We start from the raw sequence: 18,829 nt of genomic DNA on the forward strand, positions 1-18,829 counted from the left end.
AGCGAAACCCGACAGATGAGTGGTCGATGAATATGTAAAACGGATGACACAGCATTTGGGGGCCAAGTGCCGGAAAAAGCAACGGATTTCGGCGCTGTTGCCACCGAAAAGTCCTGATGTTCACAAGAGAGGCGCTGATTCGGGCTGGCCCGGTCATCAGGCGTGCTGACCGGGCCAGATTCTCGGGGTGTTCAGGCCACCTTGCTCACCAGCGAGTTCTGCAAGTCCTGATACCAGAGGCCTGCATCATAGGCGATGGTGACGATCGTCGAGTCGGCATAGGCCTTCTGGTTCATCACCTGCCTTGCCACTGAAATACAGGCCGCAGCGGTATTGCCGATGAACGCACCACTTTGCATGAAGAACCAGCGCTGAGCGGCCAGCATCTCGTCATGGTTCACATTGCCCCGGCGATCGACCAGCGACCAGTCCAGAAACGGCGGGCACACCCCGACCGCCATGCCTTCGAGTCGATGGTCCGAGAAGACACCCTCCCGCGAATCGCAGCCCTGGGGGTCAACCATGAGGGTCGAGACGTCAAAACCATGGTCTTTAAGCCCCAGTGTGACGCCGGTAAAACTGGCCCCCGTGCCCGCGCAGCCAATGAAAAGCAGTTTTTTCCCGACCCGGGCTTCTTCCAGTTGACGGGCCAGTTCAGGTGCCGTCTGGTAGCGGTGTGCCTCGACGCCAACCTGATTGTTGAACTGGTCCGTGTAGTAGTAGGACTTGCCCAGGGCTTTCTGATTCTGCAGATGGAAGTTGACCACGTCCTTGGGGGAGAGCCCCTCCTTGAGCATGTCCTTGCCGATCAGTCGGGCACCGAAGCATTCCAGCAGATCCCTTTTGGTCTGGCTGAAGCCCAGGCCGATTGCCAGCTCCACCGGAATGCCATGTTTATGGCAGGCGGCAACCAGGCCAAAACCGAAGTTGCCACCGGTCTTCTCGATGACGGTCGTAACACCGGGAATGATTTCACCGCTGCGCAGTGCCGCATCAATGATGAAGCTGGCCGCCCGGTATTTGTGACTGCCACCGGGGTTGTTCATTTCCATTTTGGTAAAAAGGCGCTCACCGCTTCTGATGAGTTTGCTCATGTTCTGGCTTCCTCCATGGGGTACTTCTGAATCGGTTGTCCGTTCAGTAAACCGGCAGTTATCACTAACTATTGAAAGCCATATGCAAATGGTCTTTATCTTGTTTCGGAACGAGGCAGGCACGACAGGCAGGGAGCAGCATCACGGCTGTGGTCAGCGCGGGACGCCATGCGCTGTGATGCAGAGACTTCATGGCATCCGGGCGTGGTAGGGCGACAGGTCGATGTCGGCGTCGGGAAATTCGCATATCAGCCTTTCCTTGCCCTTGCCCAGTCGCTTGCGACGCACCTGTAACGGCCCGATTCGTCCGGGGCTGTGCAGGTGGGTACCGCCGCAGGGAATATCGATGCCTTCATAGCGCCACAGGCGGGCGTCCTCCAGCCCCTGGACGGCCTGGTGTTCAATGACGCCATTGCGGGCAATCAGCTCATTGGCCCGACGCTCTATTTCAATGACTTCATCGGTGCTGAAGGCGTCCTCGACCAGAAAGTCGAACCGGGCCGATTCTTCCTTGATGTGGCAGCCGATGGTCCACTGCTTCAGTTCCTCGCGCAGGCCTGTCGCCGCGGCATACAGAAAATGGCTGGCACTGTGGGACAGTGTCAGGCGTTCACGGCGCTGGATATCGATCGTGATCCGGGCCGGCATGCCTTCGTGGATGTGCTCCAGCATGTGGACGTCTTCGGGGTGAACCATGTGAAGAATGATGCCGCCCAGTTTCCCGCCCTTGAAACCCTCCAGTTGTATGGGGGTGCCATAGATCTTCTTGGTCCATACGAATCGTACGGCACCTGTAGAGAGTTCTATCGTGCCCTGATCCGCTTCCTGGCCGCCGCCTTCGGGATACGCCACCGTGCTGTCCAGCTCGATCGCTTCCGGATGAATGCGAATCACGCGGGCATTGGCGGACATCAGGTGTTGGTCCTTGTAATACAGTTTTTCAGTATTACGCAGCACTGCTTCGACCGTGCTCATGTCATTCACTCCTGTAGACAAACCTTGTTTCCATGGGCCATGCACGATCAGGCGAGGGCGAACCACATCAGGTAGAAACCCACGCCGGCGAGCACTGTGGCAAACAGGCTTTTTGTGGCGATGGCAATGATCGTGGCAGCGATTGCCGAGGCCAGCGGGGCAATGGTGCCCCCGTCCTGACTGGAGTGGTTGGCGAGTTCCAGGGTAATGATCGCAACCATGATTGCGGAGGGAACAAAGCCAAGCCAGTCCAGCACGACCCGCGGAAGGTTCATTCCTGCCAGAAAGACGATGGGCAGCGCCCGGACGGCAACGGTGATGATGGCGCAGGCCATGATTGTCAGCAGAATGGACGATCCCATCATTTGCCTCCCAGAGAGGGGTAGAGACGCATCAGCGTGGTGCACAGCGTGGCGGCCACGGCGGTTGCCACGAGCAGAGAAACGTTGACATCGAATGACCCCAGTGACGCCAGCACCACAGCCGCCGATGCCACGATGGCCACGATCTCGAGCCGTTTCTGCCGGCTGCCGACGTAGTTCAGGACAACCAGGCCGATAAACATCGCGGTCAGGCTGAAGACGAGCCTGTGCGAGAAATCGGAAGGGATCGACTTGGCGAAAACCGCTCCCACGATATTGGCAATGATCCAGTTGACGTAGGCGACGCTGTTCAACCCCAGCATCCACCAGTAGGGAATGCTTCCATGCCGGGAGGCCTGTTGCGCGGCTATGCCAAAGGTCTCGTCCGTCAGCAGCATGCCACTGATGAATTTCTGTATACCGGTCAGCCCCGCGAAATAGCGGGCTAGATAGGAACTCATGAGCAGGTAGCGGATATTGACCAGCAGCACCGCCAGTACGATGGCAAAGGGGCCTGCGCCACTGATCCAGAGCGAGTAGAAAAGAAACTGTGCCGAGCCTGCATAAAGCAGCATCGCCAGCAGGGCCACGTCAGTCAGTGAAAAACCTGAAATGGCTCCGATGGCACCGGCGGCAAAGCCGATGCTCCAGTACCCCAGAATGGTCGGGCCACAGGCAATGGCCCCTTCAAGGAAGGTCGAACGCTTTAACGCGAGTGTTTCTGATAGGGACATAAGGCGGGCTCTAGCGTTTCGAGGCAGAGATGACATAGGCCGCCATGGGCAGCGCAAAGCCATCGGGTGTCGCATAGGTTTCGCCGATGGTGTCGGCCATGGTTTTGTTGATCATGCGCAAGACTGCTTCCGACTGTTCACGCAGCCGAGCTCCGGAACGCACCGAGCCGATGAGCTCAGACTGGAACAGTTCGGCAGGGCTCTTCATCAGCCATGTGTACTGGGCCAGCTCGCGAGAGACGGAGGTCGCCTCGAACCCGGCGGTTTCCAGCAGCCTTGCCAGCGATTCCAGGTCGTCGAGCTCATGGTAGGCCGGCCCGGTCGGAACCGGGGAGGCTCCTCTGGCATGCAGGTCCAGAGCCTTGTTCAGCACTTCGCCCGCCTTGTTGAGGTGGTCGGGAGCCCAGAGGGTGAAGGCCCAGGTGCCATTCTTCTTCAGGACACGTGCCACTTCGGAGAAGGCCCGCGCCGGATTGACGAAGTGCTGCACACCGAAGTTCGAGAAGACGCTGTCGAAGTACCCTTGTTCAAAGGGCAGGGCGTGAACATCGCCAAACTCGAAGTGGATGGAAGGGTGCAACTGGCGGGCATGCTCAAGCATGGTTTCCGAGAAGTCCACGCCCACGACGGATGCGCCAGCGTTTGCGGCAATGGCGGCGGCATAGCCCGGCCCGGTTGCCACGTCGAGGGCCCTGGCCCCAGGAAACAGGCGGGCGATGTCCAGCAACGGAACTGCAAACGGGCTTGTGGTGTGCCCCCAGGCCTGGTGATAGGCCGCGGCGACCTTTTTCCAGCCATCGTATTCAAACTGCTCGAAGGCCGTTCTTGCTTCATTGGCGGTCAGTCTTGCGTTCATTCAATATTCCCGAAAATCTGGAAAAGGGTCAGCAGGGTGTGCTGGGTATCTAAGGGAGGGCTGTGCAAACAGGATTCACGCTCTGCCGACATCAAACAGGACTTCGCTCCGGTTCTTTATGTTCGGGCGCTCGCGCCGGACATAGACATGCCGCTGGGCCGGTACGTCTTCGGTAATGGTCACGTCCGAACCGATGATCACATCGTCGCCAATGTGAACCGGGCCGAGTATCTTGGCGTTGGCTGCAATCTGGACCCGATGCCCTATGGTCGGGTGGCGCTTGCCATCCGGTGCATCGCCTATGCTCCGTCCGCCAAGGATGATGCCGTTGAGCAGGTAGGCATCGTTGCCGATTTCTACCGTCTGGCCGATGACGGTGCCGTAACCATGGTCGATCACGAACCGCTCGCCGAGCCGGGCTTCGGGATGGATGTCTATCCCGGTCAGGCTGCGGGCGACGAAGCCGAGCTTCATGGCCGCGACCACATGAGACATGGGCGCATCCTTCGCGGAAATGAGGGTGTGCGCCACGCGGTAGCACAGAACGGCGAAAAAAGCCGAATGGATGGAGAGGTGGCACTCCAGGGGTTTGAAGCGTGAAGCCGGATCCCGTGTGCACTGGGCAATCAGATCCTCGCTGGCCTTATCGACGATGGATGAGGAAATCCTGTGCATTTCCGTCTCGGGAAGCTCGATTTCAGACATCTGCAAGGCCAGAGCGGCAAGCTTGAGGAGCTGCTCCCTGTAACTGGAGTTTTCGTGATGGAATAATGTAAGGCGTTTATCGGGTTCCATGATATTCAATCGCCTTGTCCTCCGCTTATCCAGTGAGTTTTAGGTAAGCTAACGCCCGTGAATAACTCCCGTATTGGATAATCCTGCGCATGTGTACATCACTGACCCCGTCAAGGCACGACCATGGCCGACCTCTCCCGATGTCAGAGGAAATCCTGCTATGGCGCGACAGCGATGTGGGGGACGGCATGGAATTGCTGCGTGCGGTCTGCTGTTCCCACCGTTATTCACCCCATTCGCACGATGAATTCGTCATCGCTGCATTCGAGCGGGGCGCCCAGCGCCATTGCATTGCCCGTCACAACGGTGTCGCGGTTCCCGGTACGGTCATGATCATTCATCCGGGCGAGGTGCATACGGGGGAAGCGGCGGAGGAGGCCGGTGTCTGGGCTTATCGTGCGTTCTATCCGGGGGCGGAGCTTCTGGCGCAGGTGGCCGAGGATGTCTTTGGTTCGCCCGTGATCGAGCTCGACTTCGGGCGCGATGCGCTCAGAGAGAATCCTGCGCTGGCAGGTCAGTTGACGATGGCGCACAGCATCATTGAGACATCGCCTGATCCTCTGGAGCGACAGACTGCCTTTCTTGATGTATTGGCCTTGCTGATTGCCCGTTACGGCCAATCGGTGAATGGCACGGTCATGCGCGAACAGCCCACCGCTGACGTACGCCGGGCACAGGATCTGATTCACACCTGTTTCGGTGACCGCCTGACGATTTCCCAGGTGGCCCAGGCGGTTGGCCTCAGTGAATACCATTTCATGCGCTCTTTCCGGAAAAAGACCGGAATGACGGTGCATGCCTACATTACCCAGACACGCTTGCGGGCCGCCAAGGACCTTCTGGCGCAAGGCGTGAGCCCGGCGCAGACCGCCATCAACGTGGGGTTCTTCGACCAGAGTCACTTTACCAACCGGTTTCGGGGCAATTTCGGCGTGACGCCGAAACGGTATGCCGAAGCTTGTCGCTGAGCGCACCTGCCCCTGACAGCCGGCTCAACGTGCCAGCATCGAAGCCGCCGCCACTACCATGATTGCGGCGGCTCCGCGAAACAGCCTTTGCTGAGCCCGCTGTCCCGACAGCACATGACGGATGCGCACGGCGGCCAGAATGAACAGCGTGCCCACGGCCAGCAATACCAGCACGGTCAGCGGCACCAGAACCAGAGCCCAGGTGTGCAGCGAAACAGCTTGCAGATTGATCGCCAGTGGCAACAGGGCCAGATAGAACGCGATGGTCTTGGGATTGCTCAGGGTAATGGTCAGCCCTGAAATGGCCGCCGCCCATAACGCTTTTCTCTGTACGGGCTTGTCCGGGTCCAGGGCCTGGTGGCGGGCGAACCAGAATTGCCAGGCCAGATAGCAGAGATACAGCGCGGCCCCCCAGCGTACGGTTTGAAACAGCGCATTGAAGTGTTCTGCAATCAGGGCCAGCCCGAAGACGGCAAACGACAGGTAGGTCAAGTCACCCAGGATCAGCCCGGACAGCAGGCAGAAACCGGAAATCGCGCCGCCGCTGACACTGCGTGCAACCAGAGCCGCCATGCCGGGGCCGGGAATGGCGGCGGCAATGCCCAGGGCGGTCGAATAGGTCAGTACCTGTGTCATATCCAGCATGTTGATCTCCTGAAAGTCGGGTCGAAAAATGCTACGCCTTTGAGCCGGATAAGATTTGTCTGTTTTTATTGCTCGAAGCATGAAAGTAGGTAAAAGTTACCGGGTTTTTAAAGGGTTTCGGAATATATGACCGATCAGATGCTCAGTCTGGCAGACGCCAGAATTCTTGCGGCCTTGCAGCAGGATGGCCGGATCACCAACCAGACACTGGCCGACCATATCGGCATGTCGGCTTCGCCCTGCTGGCGACGGGTCAGGCAGCTCGAGGAGCATCGCTATATCTTGAGCTACAAGGCGGTGCTGGACCGTCGCAAGATCGGGCTGGGGGTCATGGTGTTCATACGGGTCAGCATCGATTCTCACAGCGAAGCCGAGGCGAAGAAGTTCGAGCAGGAGGTCATGCAACTGGAGGATGTGGTGGCGTGTTACAGCATCGGTGGCGATGCAGACTTTCTGTTGCAGGTGGTGGCTCGGGATCTGGACTCGTATGCGGATTTTGCCATGAGCACCATCCGGCGATTGCCCGGTATCAAGGAAATGCAGAGCATGTTCGTGCTCAAGGAAATCAAGCCGTTCGTGTCCTTTCCGGTCAAATGCCCTCAGACCTGAGGGCATTTGATGAAGGTGCAGCCCTTATTTCTTCACCGGTACGATATCGACGATTTGCCCGTTGGTAATCTGCACGCGCACGTATTTGTCATGGATCTGCACCCATTGGCTCTCTTTGGCCGGTTCCTTCAGTCCCTTGCTTTTCCAGTCAGTGATTGCCGCTTCGGCCCGCTGGAATTTCTGAGGTGCCCGTGAGCCGAGTTCCAGTTCGTGCATGTTGTCTGCGGACTCTTCGACCTTCTGTTCTGCCTGGACAGGCAGTGTCGTGAAAGAGAAACAGCCCAGCAGGGCCATGCAGGCAATCAACGATTTACTCTTCATGTCAAAGCTCCCGGTCTATCCAACAATGGCTTTATGCCTGTTACATAGACTGGGACCTTTTCCATCTCAAATCATTCGATTGGATATAAGGGCTTTCCTTATCCCGCCACAGCCGCTGCGATGCTCACCGACACCGGCGTTGTAGCGCGGCCAATCAGCGCGCTCAACTGGCGGCTGTCATCGTACAGCGCGCCTTTTGAGGCGCCGGTATCGGAGTCGGCCAGCAGGGCCGCGATAGGTTGTGGCAGGCCTGCATGCTCCAGTGCGCCTTGATAGTCGGCCTCCGGAAGGTTGACGTAAGGCAGTGTCTTGCCACTCTGCTTCGACAGTTGTGCAGCGAAGTCGGCAAGGGTGTAGGACTCATCGCCTGCCAGTTCGTAGACGCGGCCTGCCTGTTGTTCGCTTGAAGTCAGGACCACCGCGGCGGCTTCTGCGTAGTCGTTGCGTGAAGCCGAGCTGATGCGACCGTCGCCCGCGCAGCCATAGACCGAGCCAAGCCCCAGAGCCGCCGGGATACCTGCGGTGTAGTTTTCGTGGTACCAGCCATTGCGCAGAATGACCGATGGCACGCCGCTTTCACGCAGAAGCGCTTCGGTTTCACGGTGCTCCTGGGCCAGGCCCAGTACCGAAGTATCTGCGTGCAGAACGCTGGTGTAGGCCAGCAGTTTCACCTGGGCACGCCGGGCGGCTTCGATCACGGCGCGGTGTTGTGAGGTGCGCTGGCCCAGCTCGCTGGAGGAAATCAACAGAACCTTGTCGGCGCCGGCAAAGGCGCTGTCCAGTGTGGAAGGCTGCGAGTAGTCGGCCTGACGGACCTGAATACCCAGTGCTGCGAGATCGCTGGCCTTTTCCGGGCTGCGCACGGCGGCAATGATCTGCGAGGCCGCAGTGCGTTTGAGCAGTTGTTCAATGACGAGACGGCCAAGCTGGCCGGTAGCACCTGTAACGACAATCATGAGGAGGTCCTTGAGGCTCGTTGAAATGAAGGGCCAGCATAGACATAATGCTAACCTTTCGTAAGTACGTACAAAAAGGTAAGTGTCATGACTGATAAAACGGGCCATCCTTCCTCTTTTGCCGCGTCATTGATTACCCAGGCACGCCAGGGCGAGTTGATGGCGGCCGATTGTCCTTCGCGCATCGTGCTCAGTCATGTGTGCAGCCGGTGGGGTGTGCTGGTGCTGGTGGTCTTGCGTGAAGGCATGCACCGCTTCAGCGAAATTCGCCGCAAGATTGGCGGCGTGAGTGAAAAGATGCTGTCACAGACCCTGCAGAACCTGGAGCAGGACGGGTTCATCGATCGCAAGTCGTTGCCGGTAGTCCCGCCCCATGTCGAATACCGGCTCACGCCGATGGGGGAGGAGGTTGCCTTGCAGGTCGAGACGCTGGCCTGCTGGATCGAAACCAACCTGCCTCGCATCATGCAGGCCCGGGAAGCCACGGCGGAGCGGCTGTCGGAGCCGTCCTGAGCAGGGCTTTTCATGAGCGGTCCGGCTTCTTTCCGGCAGACAGTCCCCTGTAACCCCTCACTTCTTGGTATCGTGCGCGCCGAAATATTTACTTACATCTGTCGTTCGCGTCGTTTGTCATTACCGAGAAGCTGTAGAAATGCCCAATCCCATTCCTTTGAAGGACCATGAAAAAGAAAGTCGCCTGGTCAATCTGCGTGTCATCGTCTGCGCGCTGCTGGTCACTGTACTGAGCGGTTGCCTGATCGCGCGGCTGTACTTTCTGCAAGTCATCGAATTCGATTACCACTCGACCATTTCCGAAAACAACCGGGTCCATGTGCTGCCGATTCCGCCAGAGCGGGGCTTGATCTACGACCGCAACGGTCTGGTACTGGCCGACAACCGTCCCAGCTTCAATCTGACCCTGACCCGTGAGCGCGCTGGTGACTGGCATAAAGTGATCGACGAACTGATGAGCATCCTCTCGTTGCCCGATGAGGACCGGATTCTTTTCGACAAGGAGCTGAAGCAGGTCAGGCATCCTTTCGAGCCTGCAACCCTGCTGTATGAATTGACCGAACAACAGATCGCGCTATTGGCCGTCAACCAGTTCCGCCTGCCGGGAGTCGATGTGGCGGCGCAATTTATCCGTCATTACCCGTTGGGCGCGCACTTTGCCCATTCCATCGGTTATGTCGGGCGAATCAACGAAAAGGAATCCAGGCAACTGGACACGGACTACCGTGGCACGCAATCGATCGGCAAGACCGGCATCGAGCGCTTCTACGAGTCTGAGTTGCATGGGCACGTCGGTTACGAGGAAGTCGAGACCAATGCCCAGGGACGCGTGCTGCGTGTCTTGAAACATACCGATCCGGTGCCCGGCAAGAACATTACTCTGAGCCTGGATGCGCACCTGCAGGAAGCGGCCGAAAATGCCCTGGGTGATCGACGCGGTGCCGTGGTGGCTCTAGATCCGGCCACTGGCGAAGTGTTGGCCATGGTCAGCAAGCCCAGCTTCGATCCGAACCTGTTCGTGACCGGCATCAGCTTCAAGCAGTACGCCGCCTTGCGTGACTCCATAGACCGGCCGTTGTTCAACCGTGTACTGCGCGGCCTGTATGCGCCCGGCTCGACGGTCAAGCCGGAAGTGGCCATTGCCGGGCTGGACACCGGGGTGGTCAATGCCTCGACGCGGGTATTCGACCCCGGTTATTTCCAGTTGCCCGATTTCGATCACAAATACCGCAACTGGAACCACAGTGGTGATGGCTGGGTGGACATGGACACCGCGATCATGCGCTCCAACGACACCTACTTTTACACCCTGGCCCACAAGCTGGGCATCGACCGTCTGCACGACTACATGGCCATGTTTGGCCTCGGGCAGAAGGTTTCGCTGGACATGTTCGAGGAGGCGGCGGGTTTGATGCCTTCCCGTGAGTGGAAGCGGGCAACGCGCCGTCAGGCGTGGTTTCCGGGCGAAACGGTGATTCTGGGAATCGGGCAGGGCTACATGCAGGTTACGCCGCTGCAACTGGCACAGGCCACCTCGCTGATTGCCAGTAAAGGTATCTGGCACCGTCCGCATCTGGCGATGGAAGTGGGTAACGTGGCGCCAGTGGACGAGCATCCGATGCCCAATATCGTGCTGCGCGACCCGAACGAGTGGAATCAGGTCAATGAGGGCATGCAAATGGTCATGCATGATCCGCGGGGCATTGCGCGTGATTCGGCCAAAGGCGTGCAGTATCACATCGCAGGCAAGAGCGGCACCGCACAGGTGGTCGCGATCAAGCAGGGCGAGCGTTACGACCGTCTCAAGACGCTGGAGCGTAACCGGGACAACGCCTTGTTCGTCGGTTTCGCCCCGGCCGAACACCCGAAAATCGCCGTGGCGGTGATGATTGAAAACGGCGAGGCGGGCGGTCGGGTGGCCGGGCCTGTAGTCAGGGAGATTCTTGATGCCTGGCTGTTGAATGGCGAAGGCAAGCTGAAACCGCAATACGCAGCGCCGAGCAAGGCTGACGGCGCTCCGCATGCGTGAGTTCGCTATGCGTTGACCTTGCCGTTCGGGCCGGTTTCACGCAGGCAGGCGGCCAGCACAATGGCCAGTACGATACCTGCCAGCAGATAGACCCCGGCCTCCTGGAACACGTCAAGGCTCAACGCATTACCCCCGGCAAGACGCGTCAGCAGATGGCCGAACACCGGGGTCAGCAAGGCACTGAACGTAAAGACGAGAAAGTTGATGGCGCCTGTTGCGCTGCCTTTTACGTTGTCCGGGTTGACTTCCTTGATGATGGAATAAGGAATCATTGCTGCCCCCGAACCAATGCCCAGCAGCAGCCCGAACAGGTATGGCGGTGCAATACCAGCGGGCAGATAGAGAATCGCGGCGCAGGACACGAACATCAGCAGCGCACCGCCAATCAGGACCGGCTTACGCCGTCCGAGGCGATCAGAGATATAACCCAGCAACGGACAACCGATCACCCAGCCCAGCGGCACCATGCTGCTGCGGTTCACCGCCTCGGCGTAATCGACCGACAAGCCGTCATGCAGAAAAGGCACGCCCCAGATCATGTCGCCAATGGTGGTGGGCAGAAACAGCAGGCCTGCGCTGAAACCGCAGAGGTAGGACTGAGGGTTGCTCAGTACCTGCTTGTAGGGTGCGAATATCGAACCGATCGAATTGCTGCTGCCTGCTGGCAGAGCATCGTGGCCTTTGGGCGTTGCGATCATCACCAGAATCGCGACGACGAACAGGCAGGCGGCGGACAGAAACCAGAACTGTTCCCACAGAATCGTGCCATGGATCAGCGGGCCGACCCCGAACTGCCCGGCAAATCCACCCAGCATGCCGAAGCACTGGGTAAAACCGACCGCTGTAGCCAGATAACGTGACGGAAAACCATGGGTCGCCAGGTACACCGCGCCGGTAAAGGAACAGGCCGAGCCCGCCCCTTGCAGCAGACGCCCAAGCTGGGCGGCCTGCAATTCCCCCAGTCCGAACAGGGCAGCCCCGATGGCCACCATCAATATGCCGAGCGGGATCACATACTTGGCACCCAGACGATCCAGCGCAGCGCCCGCGACAATCGAGAATACGGAGTAGGTGTAGTAATAGAGCCCGATCAGGGCTCCGATGGCCACGACATTCTGGCCGAATGCGTGGGTCAGCTCGGGCATCATCACGCCGGGCGCGGAACGCAACGAGTATTGAATGAAGTAGAACAGGGCGCAGAACAACCAGGCGATGACAAAACCCGGATGCAGCCGCTCGGAGCGCATGGATAAGGTTCCGGAGGGGGCCGACGACATGGTAAAGGCTCACTTACAACAGATGGTGGCCTCATACCATAGTCCTTTTTCGCGATGTCAGGCCTGCAATGGGTCAATAAAAATCGTTAGAACACTGATTCCAGAGCGGTTTTGATCTGTTCAGGCATCGGTTTGGTGGCATTTTGATGCTGGCCTTCTGAATGTATCGACTCAGGTACAAGACAGCACATACGTTCAATTCCTGGCCTGTAATCAACGGCACTATCTCTCTCGGTCAAGCGCGTTTTCGCCTGGCCCGATGATATTCACTCGTTGCTTACGGAGCTGCTGGCCATGTCCGATTCCATTCGTCTCGACGTACAAGCGCGTGCCGTGGCCAGTACGGTCTTCAGTGAAGTCGTCACGCTGGTCATCAAGCATCGCATCAAGGCCGGGCAAGAGTCGGCCTATGAAGCCTGGTTGCGGCGTATCGTCACTATTGCCAGTGGTTATCCGGGGCATCTGGGCGTTGATGTGATCCGCAGCCAGTCCGCCGGCCTGCAATTGTTCACCTGTGTTCTGCGCTTTCACTCCACCGACGCCATGCAGCACTGGCTGGACTCCAGCGAGCGGCGACAACTGGTGCAGGAAGCCGAGCCCATGCTGGCCGATGGCGACCAGACACAGGTCAATCCGCACAACGAATTCTGGTTCACCCCGCCAAGCGATGACGTCACGCCGCCTCCGCGCTGGAAACAGGCCTGTGTGACCTTTCTGGTGATCCTGCCGCTGAGCCTGCTGATTCCGTTGCTGTGGAAACCGGTTCTGGCGCTCAGCCCCTGGCTGTCCGGCTATCTGGTCAGCAATGCACTGGTGACGGCGACCATCGTGTTGCTGGTGGTGTATCTGCTGATGCCTGCGGCCACGCGCCTGTTTGCGCCCTGGTTGAAGGCCACGATCAAAGAACCACAGGGAAAGTGAAGTCATGAGTGACGATAAAACCGACCTGCAACGGCGACGGTTCATTGCCAAGGGCTCATTGCTGAGTGCCGCTGCAGCGATCCTGCCCGCTTTACCCTTTGCCGGCTACGCCGGTGCCTCTCAACCCTTTGCCAAAGGTGCTGCGATGAATGTCGAACTGATTCTCTTCAACGGTCAATTTCATACGGTCGATCGTGAAAAACCGAAGGCCAGTGCCGTGGCGATCAGTGGCGGGCGTTTCGTGGCCGTGGGCAGCGAGGCTGAAGTGATGGCATTGCGTGGCAGTGCGACTCAAGTCATCGACTTGCAGAAACGTACCGTGATTCCGGGGCTCAACGACTCACACTTGCACCTGATTCGTGGCGGCCTCAACTACAACCTGGAACTTCGCTGGGAAGGCGTGCCCTCGCTGGCCGATGCCTTGCGCATGCTCAAGGAACAGGCTGACCGCACGCCGACGCCACAATGGGTACGTGTGGTGGGGGGCTGGAACGAATTCCAGTTCGCCGAAAAGCGCATGCCGACCCTTGAAGAACTCAACCAGGCGGCCCCCGATACGCCTGTGTTCGTGTTGCACCTGTATGACCGCGCCTTGCTCAACCGCGCCGCCTTGCGGGTGGCGGGCTACACACGTGATACCCCGAATCCGCCGGGCGGCGAGATCGTGCGTGATGCGCAGGGCAATCCGACCGGCATGCTGGTGGCCAGACCCAACGCCATGATCCTGTACTCGACCCTGGCCAAGGGTCCAAAACTGCCGCTGGAATATCAGGTCAACTCGACCCGGCAGTTCATGCGCGAGCTCAATCGGCTGGGCATCACCAGCGCCATCGATGCGGGCGGCGGTTTCCAGAACTACCCCGACGATTACGCGGTCATCGAGCAACTGGGTCGCGAAAAACAACTGACAGTGCGCATCGCCTACAACCTGTTCACCCAGAAGCCCAAGGAAGAGCTGGCCGACTTCAAGAACTGGACCCAGTCGGTCACCCTGCATCAGGGCGACGACTTCCTGCGGCATAACGGGGCAGGGGAGATGCTGACCTTTTCGGCCGCCGATTTCGAGGACTTCCTTGAGCCTCGCCCGGACCTGCCAGCCGGTATGGAGCAGGATCTGGAGCCCGTGGTCCGGCACCTGGTGGAGCATCGCTGGCCATTCCGGCTGCATGCGACCTATGACGAGTCCATCAGCCGGATGCTGGATGTTTTCGAGAAGGTCAATCGCGATATTCCGTTCAATGGCTTGCCATGGTTTTTCGATCACTGCGAAACCATTACCCCGAAGAATATCGAACGGGTGCGTGCGCTGGGCGGCGGCATTGCGATTCAGGATCGCATGGCGTTCCAGGGGGAATACTTCGTCGACCGCTATGGCGCCAAGGCTGCCGAAATGACGCCGCCGATCAAGCGCATGCTCTCCGAAGGCGTGCCGGTAGGCGCCGGTACCGATGCCACGCGGGTTTCCAGCTACAACCCCTGGACCTCGCTGTACTGGATGGTCAGTGGCCGTACGGTGGGCGGGCTTGAACTGTATCCAGAGGGCTTGCCTCGTGAAACCGCACTGGAACTGTTCACCCATGGCAGCGCCTGGTTCTCGTCCGAGCAGGGCAAGAAGGGCCAGATCAAGGTGGGGCAACTGGCAGATCTGGTTGCGTTGTCGGCGGACTACTTCAGTGTCGATGAGGAATCCATCAAGTGGATCGAGTCGGTACTGACTGTCGTAGATGGCAAGGTTGTCTTCGGTTCCGGCGATTTCGAGAAACTGGCCCCACCGAGCCTGCCGGTCCTGCCGGACTGGTCGCCCGTGGCGAAAGTGGCCGGGCACTGGCGTCCGTCCTCACCGGTGCTCGCCCAGGTTCATCAATGCAGCGGCCCTTGCGCCGTCCATTCCCACAGCCATGAACGTGCGCGGCTTTCCAGCGTGCCGGTCAGCGATTTCCAGGGTTTCTGGGGCGCGTTTGGCTGTTCGTGCTTTGCGTTCTGATTGTTCCACCCTTGCCTGCAACTGCGCGGTCGATGGCCATCATTGACCGTCTTGAATCTTGATAAAACCAAGGAGTCAACCATGAGCACCCCGTACAAACGCTTGAACAAGGATGACGCAGCGGTTCTGTTGGTCGATCACCAGACAGGCCTTATTTCGCTGGTCCAGGACTTTTCTCCCAACGAGTTCAAGAACAACGTTCTGGCCCTGGGCGATGTGGCGAAATTCTTCAACCTGCCGACCATTCTGACCACCAGTTTCGAGCAAGGCCCCAATGGCCCGCTGGTTCCTGAACTCAAGGAAATGTTTCCAGACGCTCCGTACATCCCGCGCCCGGGGCAGATCAATGCCTGGGACAACGATGACTTCGTCAAGGCCGTCAAGGCGACCGGTCGCAAGCAGTTGATCATCGCCGGTGTGGTCACCGACGTGTGTGTAGCGTTCCCGACCCTGTGTGCCCTGGCCGAAGGCTTTGAGGTGTTTGTGGTGACGGATGCTTCCGGCACGTTCAATGAAACGGTCCAGCAAGCCGCCTGGGCGCGCATGAGCGCGGCCGGTGCTCAACTGGTCAACTGGTTCTCGGTCGCCTGTGAACTGCAGATCGACTGGCGCAACGACATGGAAGGCCTGGCCAACCTGCTTTCCCAGCGCATCCCCAACTATCGCAACCTGATCAACAGCTACACCGCCTTCACCGCCCGATAAGCGGGTCGCACCCCGGCGCCGCAGTGACTGTACGGTCACTGCGGCGCTGTCCTGTCAGAAGAGAAGAAAATATGTAGTGATCAAAAATAATCACTACATATTGGTTGACGTCTCCCTTTTCCTTTTGCATTATGCAGTCGTCTCCCTGATCGGGAGCGCTGGAAAAATGTACTGAACACGCTCGGCAAGCCGTCGAGATGTTCCCGGATGCAGGCTGCCCACAAGGCAGATTGATGAAGCTGACCCGGCATGGCACGTCCGACAAGGCGAGCAGCTGGCGAAACGTCCTCATGATGCTTGTGGCTGACCCGGCAACGGTCATCCGCCAGGTTCCTTGGCTTTCGCTGCTTTTCCTCTTGCAAGACACCGCCTTGTTGTAGTGGCTTTATATCAAGGCTACCTGCACGTTCTCTGGATCAGGAATACCGTGAGCGAACGGATACATGGTCTCGTTCGCGAATCGCCTGACAGGCAAGTTTATATATCAATGGTATTGAACAGGTTAACGAGCGAAGGAGCATCAACATGAATATAAACAATCATCCGACTATTGATGAGCTGGCTCGTCTGTTTGCCGTGCGCAAGGATACTCTGGACAGCCATATGTTGTGGATAGCCCACTCGGGCGAAGTGCATGTTGACCCCATGTCGCCATGCACTCAGGAAAGCGAGTTCCGGGAAGCGCATCCTGATATGCGCGCCGGCCTGAAAATGTTCCGTCGCGGCCAGGGCTACGTTGGCAAAAAGGCCGCGGCAGACACGGTTTTCATGGAGCGCATGCTGCAAAGCCTGAAAAGCGAGTGGCAGAAAACAAGGCAGCCATCCGGTGCTCGTGTTGCTGAACACTCGTATTGATCAATAGTATCGGTCACTGATTTTACCTGCTGAATGGGAGTGTGCTTTCGTAGCCGGAAGCACACTTTTTATTTATAGGTTGTCCACTTTTTTGTAGCTGTTTCTTGTTGTTATTCATTCAAGCATGAACATTTGTTGGGCATGCGGTATATATCTAGTCTTTTTATCTCTTATCCCTGAATTACAGTGCGCTCCATTCTTCATGCAGTGGCGAGTGCCTGTAAGCAGGTTCCAGACAAATCTGTGAATGATGATCGCTTGTGGCGTCATTGTTTCAGGCACGCCATTTTCAATGGTTGGCGGTGCGCTTCTGCGGCTGCAAGGTTGATAGGCAGCAGTGCAGATGCAGACAGGAAATTCGCGTGCCGGCAGGTTCCAATCCTTAGGTAACAAATCCGATACACGGCTGCTACAAAAAATTGACGACATTGAAATGACGGTCTACGATCGCCGCCCTCATTTAAGTGATATCAATTTGATACCGCAAGGACGCATCGTGACCCCCTTCATCTTTCGGAACGTCCTGCTGACGCTGCTCGTTACAGCGCCTTTCTCGGCCCTGGCGGCCCCTACGCCGGGTGAGCAGGACCTGATCCGTGACCGCCAGGAGCGTTTGCTCGAAGAGCAACGCCGTCGCCTGGAGGAACTCAAGGAGCTACCGGGCAATCGACAGGCTCCGGTTGCACCGGCCGAGCCGGTCGACACGCGCTGCTTCACGATCAATCACATCGAGCTCAAGGGCGCCGACTCGCTGTCAGACGGCGAGCGTGAGGCACTGCTCAAGCCTTTTCTGGGGCAATGCCTGGGTGTTGCCCACCTCAACAACATACTGAAAGCCATCACCGACCACTACGTCGACAAGGGGCTGGTCACCACTCGCGCCTACCTGCCGCAACAGGACCTCTCCAAGGGGCATCTGGAAGTGATGGTGGTAGAAGGCAAGCTGGAAAACCTTCGCAGCGAGGAGGGCGACGGTCTGTCCGAGCGTGAACTGGCCATGACCTTTCCGGGGCAGGAAGGCGAAAGGCTGAATCTGCGCGAGATCGAGCAGATGGTCGATCAGCTCAATCGTCTGCCGTCCAATCAGGCCAAGATGGAGTTGACTCCGGGGCAGGCCGTGGGGGGCAGTGATGTGCTCGTCAAGAACACCCCGCAGAAACCCTGGCGCGTTTCGCTGGCCCGGCACAATAACGGCCAGAAAAGCACCGGCGAACAACAATGGGGCGCAGGTCTGGAGTGGGACAGCCCACTGGGGCTGGCCGATCAGTTGAGCCTGCGTGGCGGGCGCGATGCCGTCAGCGATCATCAGCGCAGCGCCTACAGCAGCATGCTCAATTACAACCTGCCATGGGGCTGGTGGAATTTCAGCTACACCTACAACGACAGCGAATACCGCACCCTGGGGCAGGGGGCCGGGATCGATTTCAAGTTCACCGGTGAAAGCCAGACACACCAATTACGCGCCGATCGGGTGATCCAGCGCGATGCCCGGGGCAAGACCTCCCTGAATATCGGCATCAGCCACCTGCGTACCCGCAGTTTTGTTGAGGACAGCGAACTGGTGAGCGGTGCTCAACGCATCACCGAGACGCAATTCGGCATCACCCACGGCCGATTGATCGGCAGTGCGTTCGCCAACCTTGACCTGGGCATGCAACAGGGCAGCGGGGCGCTGGACGCCATGGACGATGGCCATCCCTCGGGTAATGAGCCTACGGCCCGCTACCGCAAATACACCGCCACCCTCAGTTATCAGCAGCCATTCCAGCTGTGGGGTGAAAACTTCAGCTTCAACAGTCTGGCCACCGGCCAGCGCAGCGAAGACCGTCTCTATAACAGCCAGCGCCTGAGTATCAGCGGGCAGTCTGCCGTACGTGGTTATAAGGATCAGTTCCTCTCCGGTGACAGCGGCGGTTACTGGCGCAATGACCTGCGCTGGACCCGGCCGGTCGGCTGGGACTGGTTGCAACCGGTGTTGCAGCAATACGGCATGAGCCTGTCCTACGACCAGGGCGTCATTCGCCACGATGCCAACAGTGAAGGGGAAAACGGCCGGGTATCCAGCAGCGCCGTGGAGTTCTTCACACGAGGCAAATACCTCGCGGCCAACGTCACCTTCGCGCATTCGCTGGAGCGGCCCGCCGCTTTGAGCGAGCGTGAGGCACCGATCTATTTCCGTCTCGAACTGTTCTTCTGAGCCCTCCAGACCTTTTTACCCTTTTTCTGATCC

19 protein-coding genes are annotated in these 18,829 nt (G+C 58.4%); 9 read left to right on the forward strand and 10 right to left on the reverse strand.

The genetic code is table 11. The features are described 5' to 3' along the window. Positions 1-191: 191 nt before the first annotated feature. The 6 genes from ACIPY9_RS09340 to ACIPY9_RS09365 form a co-directional block, all read right to left on the reverse strand. Positions 192-1,094 carry a pyridoxal-phosphate dependent enzyme gene (locus ACIPY9_RS09340; RefSeq protein WP_400699773.1) on the reverse strand — a complete coding sequence of 301 codons (903 nt, stop codon included), beginning with the start codon at positions 1,092-1,094 and terminating at the stop codon, positions 192-194. A 189-nt stretch (positions 1,095-1,283) separates the two neighbouring features. Then, a complete protein-coding gene (locus ACIPY9_RS09345; RefSeq protein WP_400699776.1) occupies positions 1,284-2,069 on the reverse strand; it encodes an alanyl-tRNA editing protein in 786 nt (261 codons plus the stop codon). A gap of 47 nt (positions 2,070-2,116) precedes the next feature. Then, complete coding sequence (locus ACIPY9_RS09350; RefSeq protein ID WP_400699779.1) at positions 2,117-2,431, reverse strand: AzlD domain-containing protein; 315 nt, start codon at positions 2,429-2,431, stop codon at positions 2,117-2,119. Further along, positions 2,431-3,165 (reverse strand): AzlC family ABC transporter permease, encoded by a 735-nt coding sequence (locus ACIPY9_RS09355; protein WP_400699782.1) that lies wholly within the window; start codon positions 3,163-3,165, stop codon positions 2,431-2,433. The genes ACIPY9_RS09350 and ACIPY9_RS09355 overlap by 1 nt, the downstream gene beginning before the upstream one ends. A 10-nt stretch (positions 3,166-3,175) precedes the next feature. Beyond that, a complete protein-coding gene (locus ACIPY9_RS09360) occupies positions 3,176-4,021 on the reverse strand; it encodes a class I SAM-dependent methyltransferase (RefSeq protein WP_400699785.1) in 846 nt (281 codons plus the stop codon). Positions 4,022-4,096: 75 nt separating this feature from the next. Next, positions 4,097-4,816: a serine O-acetyltransferase gene (locus ACIPY9_RS09365; protein WP_400699788.1), complete on the reverse strand. Its 720-nt coding sequence runs from the start codon at positions 4,814-4,816 to the stop codon at positions 4,097-4,099. A gap of 140 nt (positions 4,817-4,956) precedes the next feature. Here ACIPY9_RS09365 and ACIPY9_RS09370 point away from each other — a divergent pair, with 140 nt between their 5' ends. Continuing rightward, complete coding sequence (locus ACIPY9_RS09370; RefSeq protein ID WP_400699791.1) at positions 4,957-5,784, forward strand: AraC family transcriptional regulator; 828 nt, start codon at positions 4,957-4,959, stop codon at positions 5,782-5,784. A gap of 24 nt (positions 5,785-5,808) precedes the next feature. Here the strand turns inward: ACIPY9_RS09370 and ACIPY9_RS09375 are convergent, their stop codons facing one another. Next, positions 5,809-6,429 (reverse strand): LysE family translocator, encoded by a 621-nt coding sequence (locus ACIPY9_RS09375; protein ID WP_400699794.1) that lies wholly within the window; start codon positions 6,427-6,429, stop codon positions 5,809-5,811. 126 nt (positions 6,430-6,555) lie between these two features. On the opposite strand from ACIPY9_RS09375, the gene ACIPY9_RS09380 reads away from it, so the two are divergent. After that, positions 6,556-7,038 carry an Lrp/AsnC family transcriptional regulator gene (locus ACIPY9_RS09380; protein WP_400699797.1) on the forward strand — a complete coding sequence of 161 codons (483 nt, stop codon included), beginning with the start codon at positions 6,556-6,558 and terminating at the stop codon, positions 7,036-7,038. Positions 7,039-7,062: 24 nt separating this feature from the next. On the opposite strand, the gene ACIPY9_RS09385 is transcribed toward ACIPY9_RS09380, so the two are convergent. Next, positions 7,063-7,359: an RcnB family protein gene (locus ACIPY9_RS09385; RefSeq protein ID WP_400699800.1), complete on the reverse strand. Its 297-nt coding sequence runs from the start codon at positions 7,357-7,359 to the stop codon at positions 7,063-7,065. 98 nt (positions 7,360-7,457) lie between these two features. Then, complete coding sequence (locus tag ACIPY9_RS09390; RefSeq protein WP_400699803.1) at positions 7,458-8,315, reverse strand: SDR family oxidoreductase; 858 nt, start codon at positions 8,313-8,315, stop codon at positions 7,458-7,460. A gap of 87 nt (positions 8,316-8,402) precedes the next feature. Between ACIPY9_RS09390 and ACIPY9_RS09395 the strand changes: the two genes are divergently transcribed. Both ACIPY9_RS09395 and mrdA read left to right on the forward strand, forming a co-directional pair. Continuing rightward, positions 8,403-8,828, forward strand: coding sequence for a winged helix-turn-helix transcriptional regulator (locus tag ACIPY9_RS09395; protein WP_400699806.1), 426 nt, complete (start codon positions 8,403-8,405; stop codon positions 8,826-8,828). Between the two features lie 139 nt (positions 8,829-8,967). After that, the gene (mrdA, locus tag ACIPY9_RS09400; RefSeq protein WP_400699809.1) at positions 8,968-10,857 is read left to right on the forward strand and encodes a penicillin-binding protein 2; all 1,890 of its coding nucleotides are present in this window, start codon (positions 8,968-8,970) and stop codon (positions 10,855-10,857) included. 5 nt (positions 10,858-10,862) lie between these two features. Here mrdA and ACIPY9_RS09405 read toward each other — a convergent pair whose 3' ends face one another. Continuing rightward, entirely contained in the window at positions 10,863-12,134 is a 1,272-nt protein-coding gene (locus ACIPY9_RS09405; protein WP_400699811.1) for an MFS transporter, read from the reverse strand. A 294-nt stretch (positions 12,135-12,428) separates the two neighbouring features. Here ACIPY9_RS09405 and ACIPY9_RS09410 point away from each other — a divergent pair, with 294 nt between their 5' ends. From ACIPY9_RS09410 to ACIPY9_RS09430, 5 genes are all read left to right on the forward strand, one after another. Beyond that, positions 12,429-13,055: an antibiotic biosynthesis monooxygenase gene (locus ACIPY9_RS09410; protein WP_400699813.1), complete on the forward strand. Its 627-nt coding sequence runs from the start codon at positions 12,429-12,431 to the stop codon at positions 13,053-13,055. Positions 13,056-13,200: 145 nt separating this feature from the next. After that, the gene (locus ACIPY9_RS09415) at positions 13,201-15,039 is read left to right on the forward strand and encodes an amidohydrolase (protein ID WP_400699862.1); all 1,839 of its coding nucleotides are present in this window, start codon (positions 13,201-13,203) and stop codon (positions 15,037-15,039) included. Positions 15,040-15,120: 81 nt separating this feature from the next. Continuing rightward, positions 15,121-15,744, forward strand: a complete 624-nt coding sequence (gene ycaC / locus ACIPY9_RS09420; protein ID WP_400699816.1) for an isochorismate family cysteine hydrolase YcaC — start codon at positions 15,121-15,123, stop codon at positions 15,742-15,744. A 525-nt stretch (positions 15,745-16,269) separates the two neighbouring features. Then, on the forward strand, positions 16,270-16,599 hold the full coding sequence (locus tag ACIPY9_RS09425; RefSeq protein ID WP_400699819.1) for a hypothetical protein: 330 nt from the start codon (positions 16,270-16,272) through the stop codon (positions 16,597-16,599). 493 nt (positions 16,600-17,092) lie between these two features. After that, positions 17,093-18,796: a ShlB/FhaC/HecB family hemolysin secretion/activation protein gene (locus tag ACIPY9_RS09430; protein ID WP_400699864.1), complete on the forward strand. Its 1,704-nt coding sequence runs from the start codon at positions 17,093-17,095 to the stop codon at positions 18,794-18,796. Positions 18,797-18,829: the final 33 nt, after the last annotated feature.

Source organism: Pseudomonas sp. NPDC089734 (assembly GCF_044748865.1).
In the GTDB taxonomy this organism is placed as follows: Bacteria; Pseudomonadota; Gammaproteobacteria; order Pseudomonadales; family Pseudomonadaceae; genus Aquipseudomonas.

Bases quoted from the DNA above. Each gene is read 5' to 3' on its own strand.
- ACIPY9_RS09340 (WP_400699773.1), bottom strand. From the start codon at position 1,094: ATGAGCAAACTCATCAGAAGCGGTGAGCGCCTTTTTACCAAAATGGAA.
- ACIPY9_RS09345 (WP_400699776.1), bottom strand. From the start codon at position 2,069: ATGAGCACGGTCGAAGCAGTGCTGCGTAATACTGAAAAACTGTATTAC.
- ACIPY9_RS09350 (WP_400699779.1), bottom strand. From the start codon at position 2,431: ATGGGATCGTCCATTCTGCTGACAATCATGGCCTGCGCCATCATCACC.
- ACIPY9_RS09355 (WP_400699782.1), bottom strand. From the start codon at position 3,165: ATGTCCCTATCAGAAACACTCGCGTTAAAGCGTTCGACCTTCCTTGAA.
- ACIPY9_RS09360 (WP_400699785.1), bottom strand. From the start codon at position 4,021: ATGAACGCAAGACTGACCGCCAATGAAGCAAGAACGGCCTTCGAGCAG.
- ACIPY9_RS09365 (WP_400699788.1), bottom strand. From the start codon at position 4,816: ATGGAACCCGATAAACGCCTTACATTATTCCATCACGAAAACTCCAGT.
- ACIPY9_RS09370 (WP_400699791.1), top strand. From the start codon at position 4,957: ATGTCAGAGGAAATCCTGCTATGGCGCGACAGCGATGTGGGGGACGGC.
- ACIPY9_RS09375 (WP_400699794.1), bottom strand. From the start codon at position 6,429: ATGCTGGATATGACACAGGTACTGACCTATTCGACCGCCCTGGGCATT.
- ACIPY9_RS09380 (WP_400699797.1), top strand. From the start codon at position 6,556: ATGACCGATCAGATGCTCAGTCTGGCAGACGCCAGAATTCTTGCGGCC.
- ACIPY9_RS09385 (WP_400699800.1), bottom strand. From the start codon at position 7,359: ATGAAGAGTAAATCGTTGATTGCCTGCATGGCCCTGCTGGGCTGTTTC.
- ACIPY9_RS09390 (WP_400699803.1), bottom strand. From the start codon at position 8,315: ATGATTGTCGTTACAGGTGCTACCGGCCAGCTTGGCCGTCTCGTCATT.
- ACIPY9_RS09395 (WP_400699806.1), top strand. From the start codon at position 8,403: ATGACTGATAAAACGGGCCATCCTTCCTCTTTTGCCGCGTCATTGATT.
- mrdA (WP_400699809.1), top strand. From the start codon at position 8,968: ATGCCCAATCCCATTCCTTTGAAGGACCATGAAAAAGAAAGTCGCCTG.
- ACIPY9_RS09405 (WP_400699811.1), bottom strand. From the start codon at position 12,134: ATGTCGTCGGCCCCCTCCGGAACCTTATCCATGCGCTCCGAGCGGCTG.
- ACIPY9_RS09410 (WP_400699813.1), top strand. From the start codon at position 12,429: ATGTCCGATTCCATTCGTCTCGACGTACAAGCGCGTGCCGTGGCCAGT.
- ACIPY9_RS09415 (WP_400699862.1), top strand. From the start codon at position 13,201: ATGAATGTCGAACTGATTCTCTTCAACGGTCAATTTCATACGGTCGAT.
- ycaC (WP_400699816.1), top strand. From the start codon at position 15,121: ATGAGCACCCCGTACAAACGCTTGAACAAGGATGACGCAGCGGTTCTG.
- ACIPY9_RS09425 (WP_400699819.1), top strand. From the start codon at position 16,270: ATGAATATAAACAATCATCCGACTATTGATGAGCTGGCTCGTCTGTTT.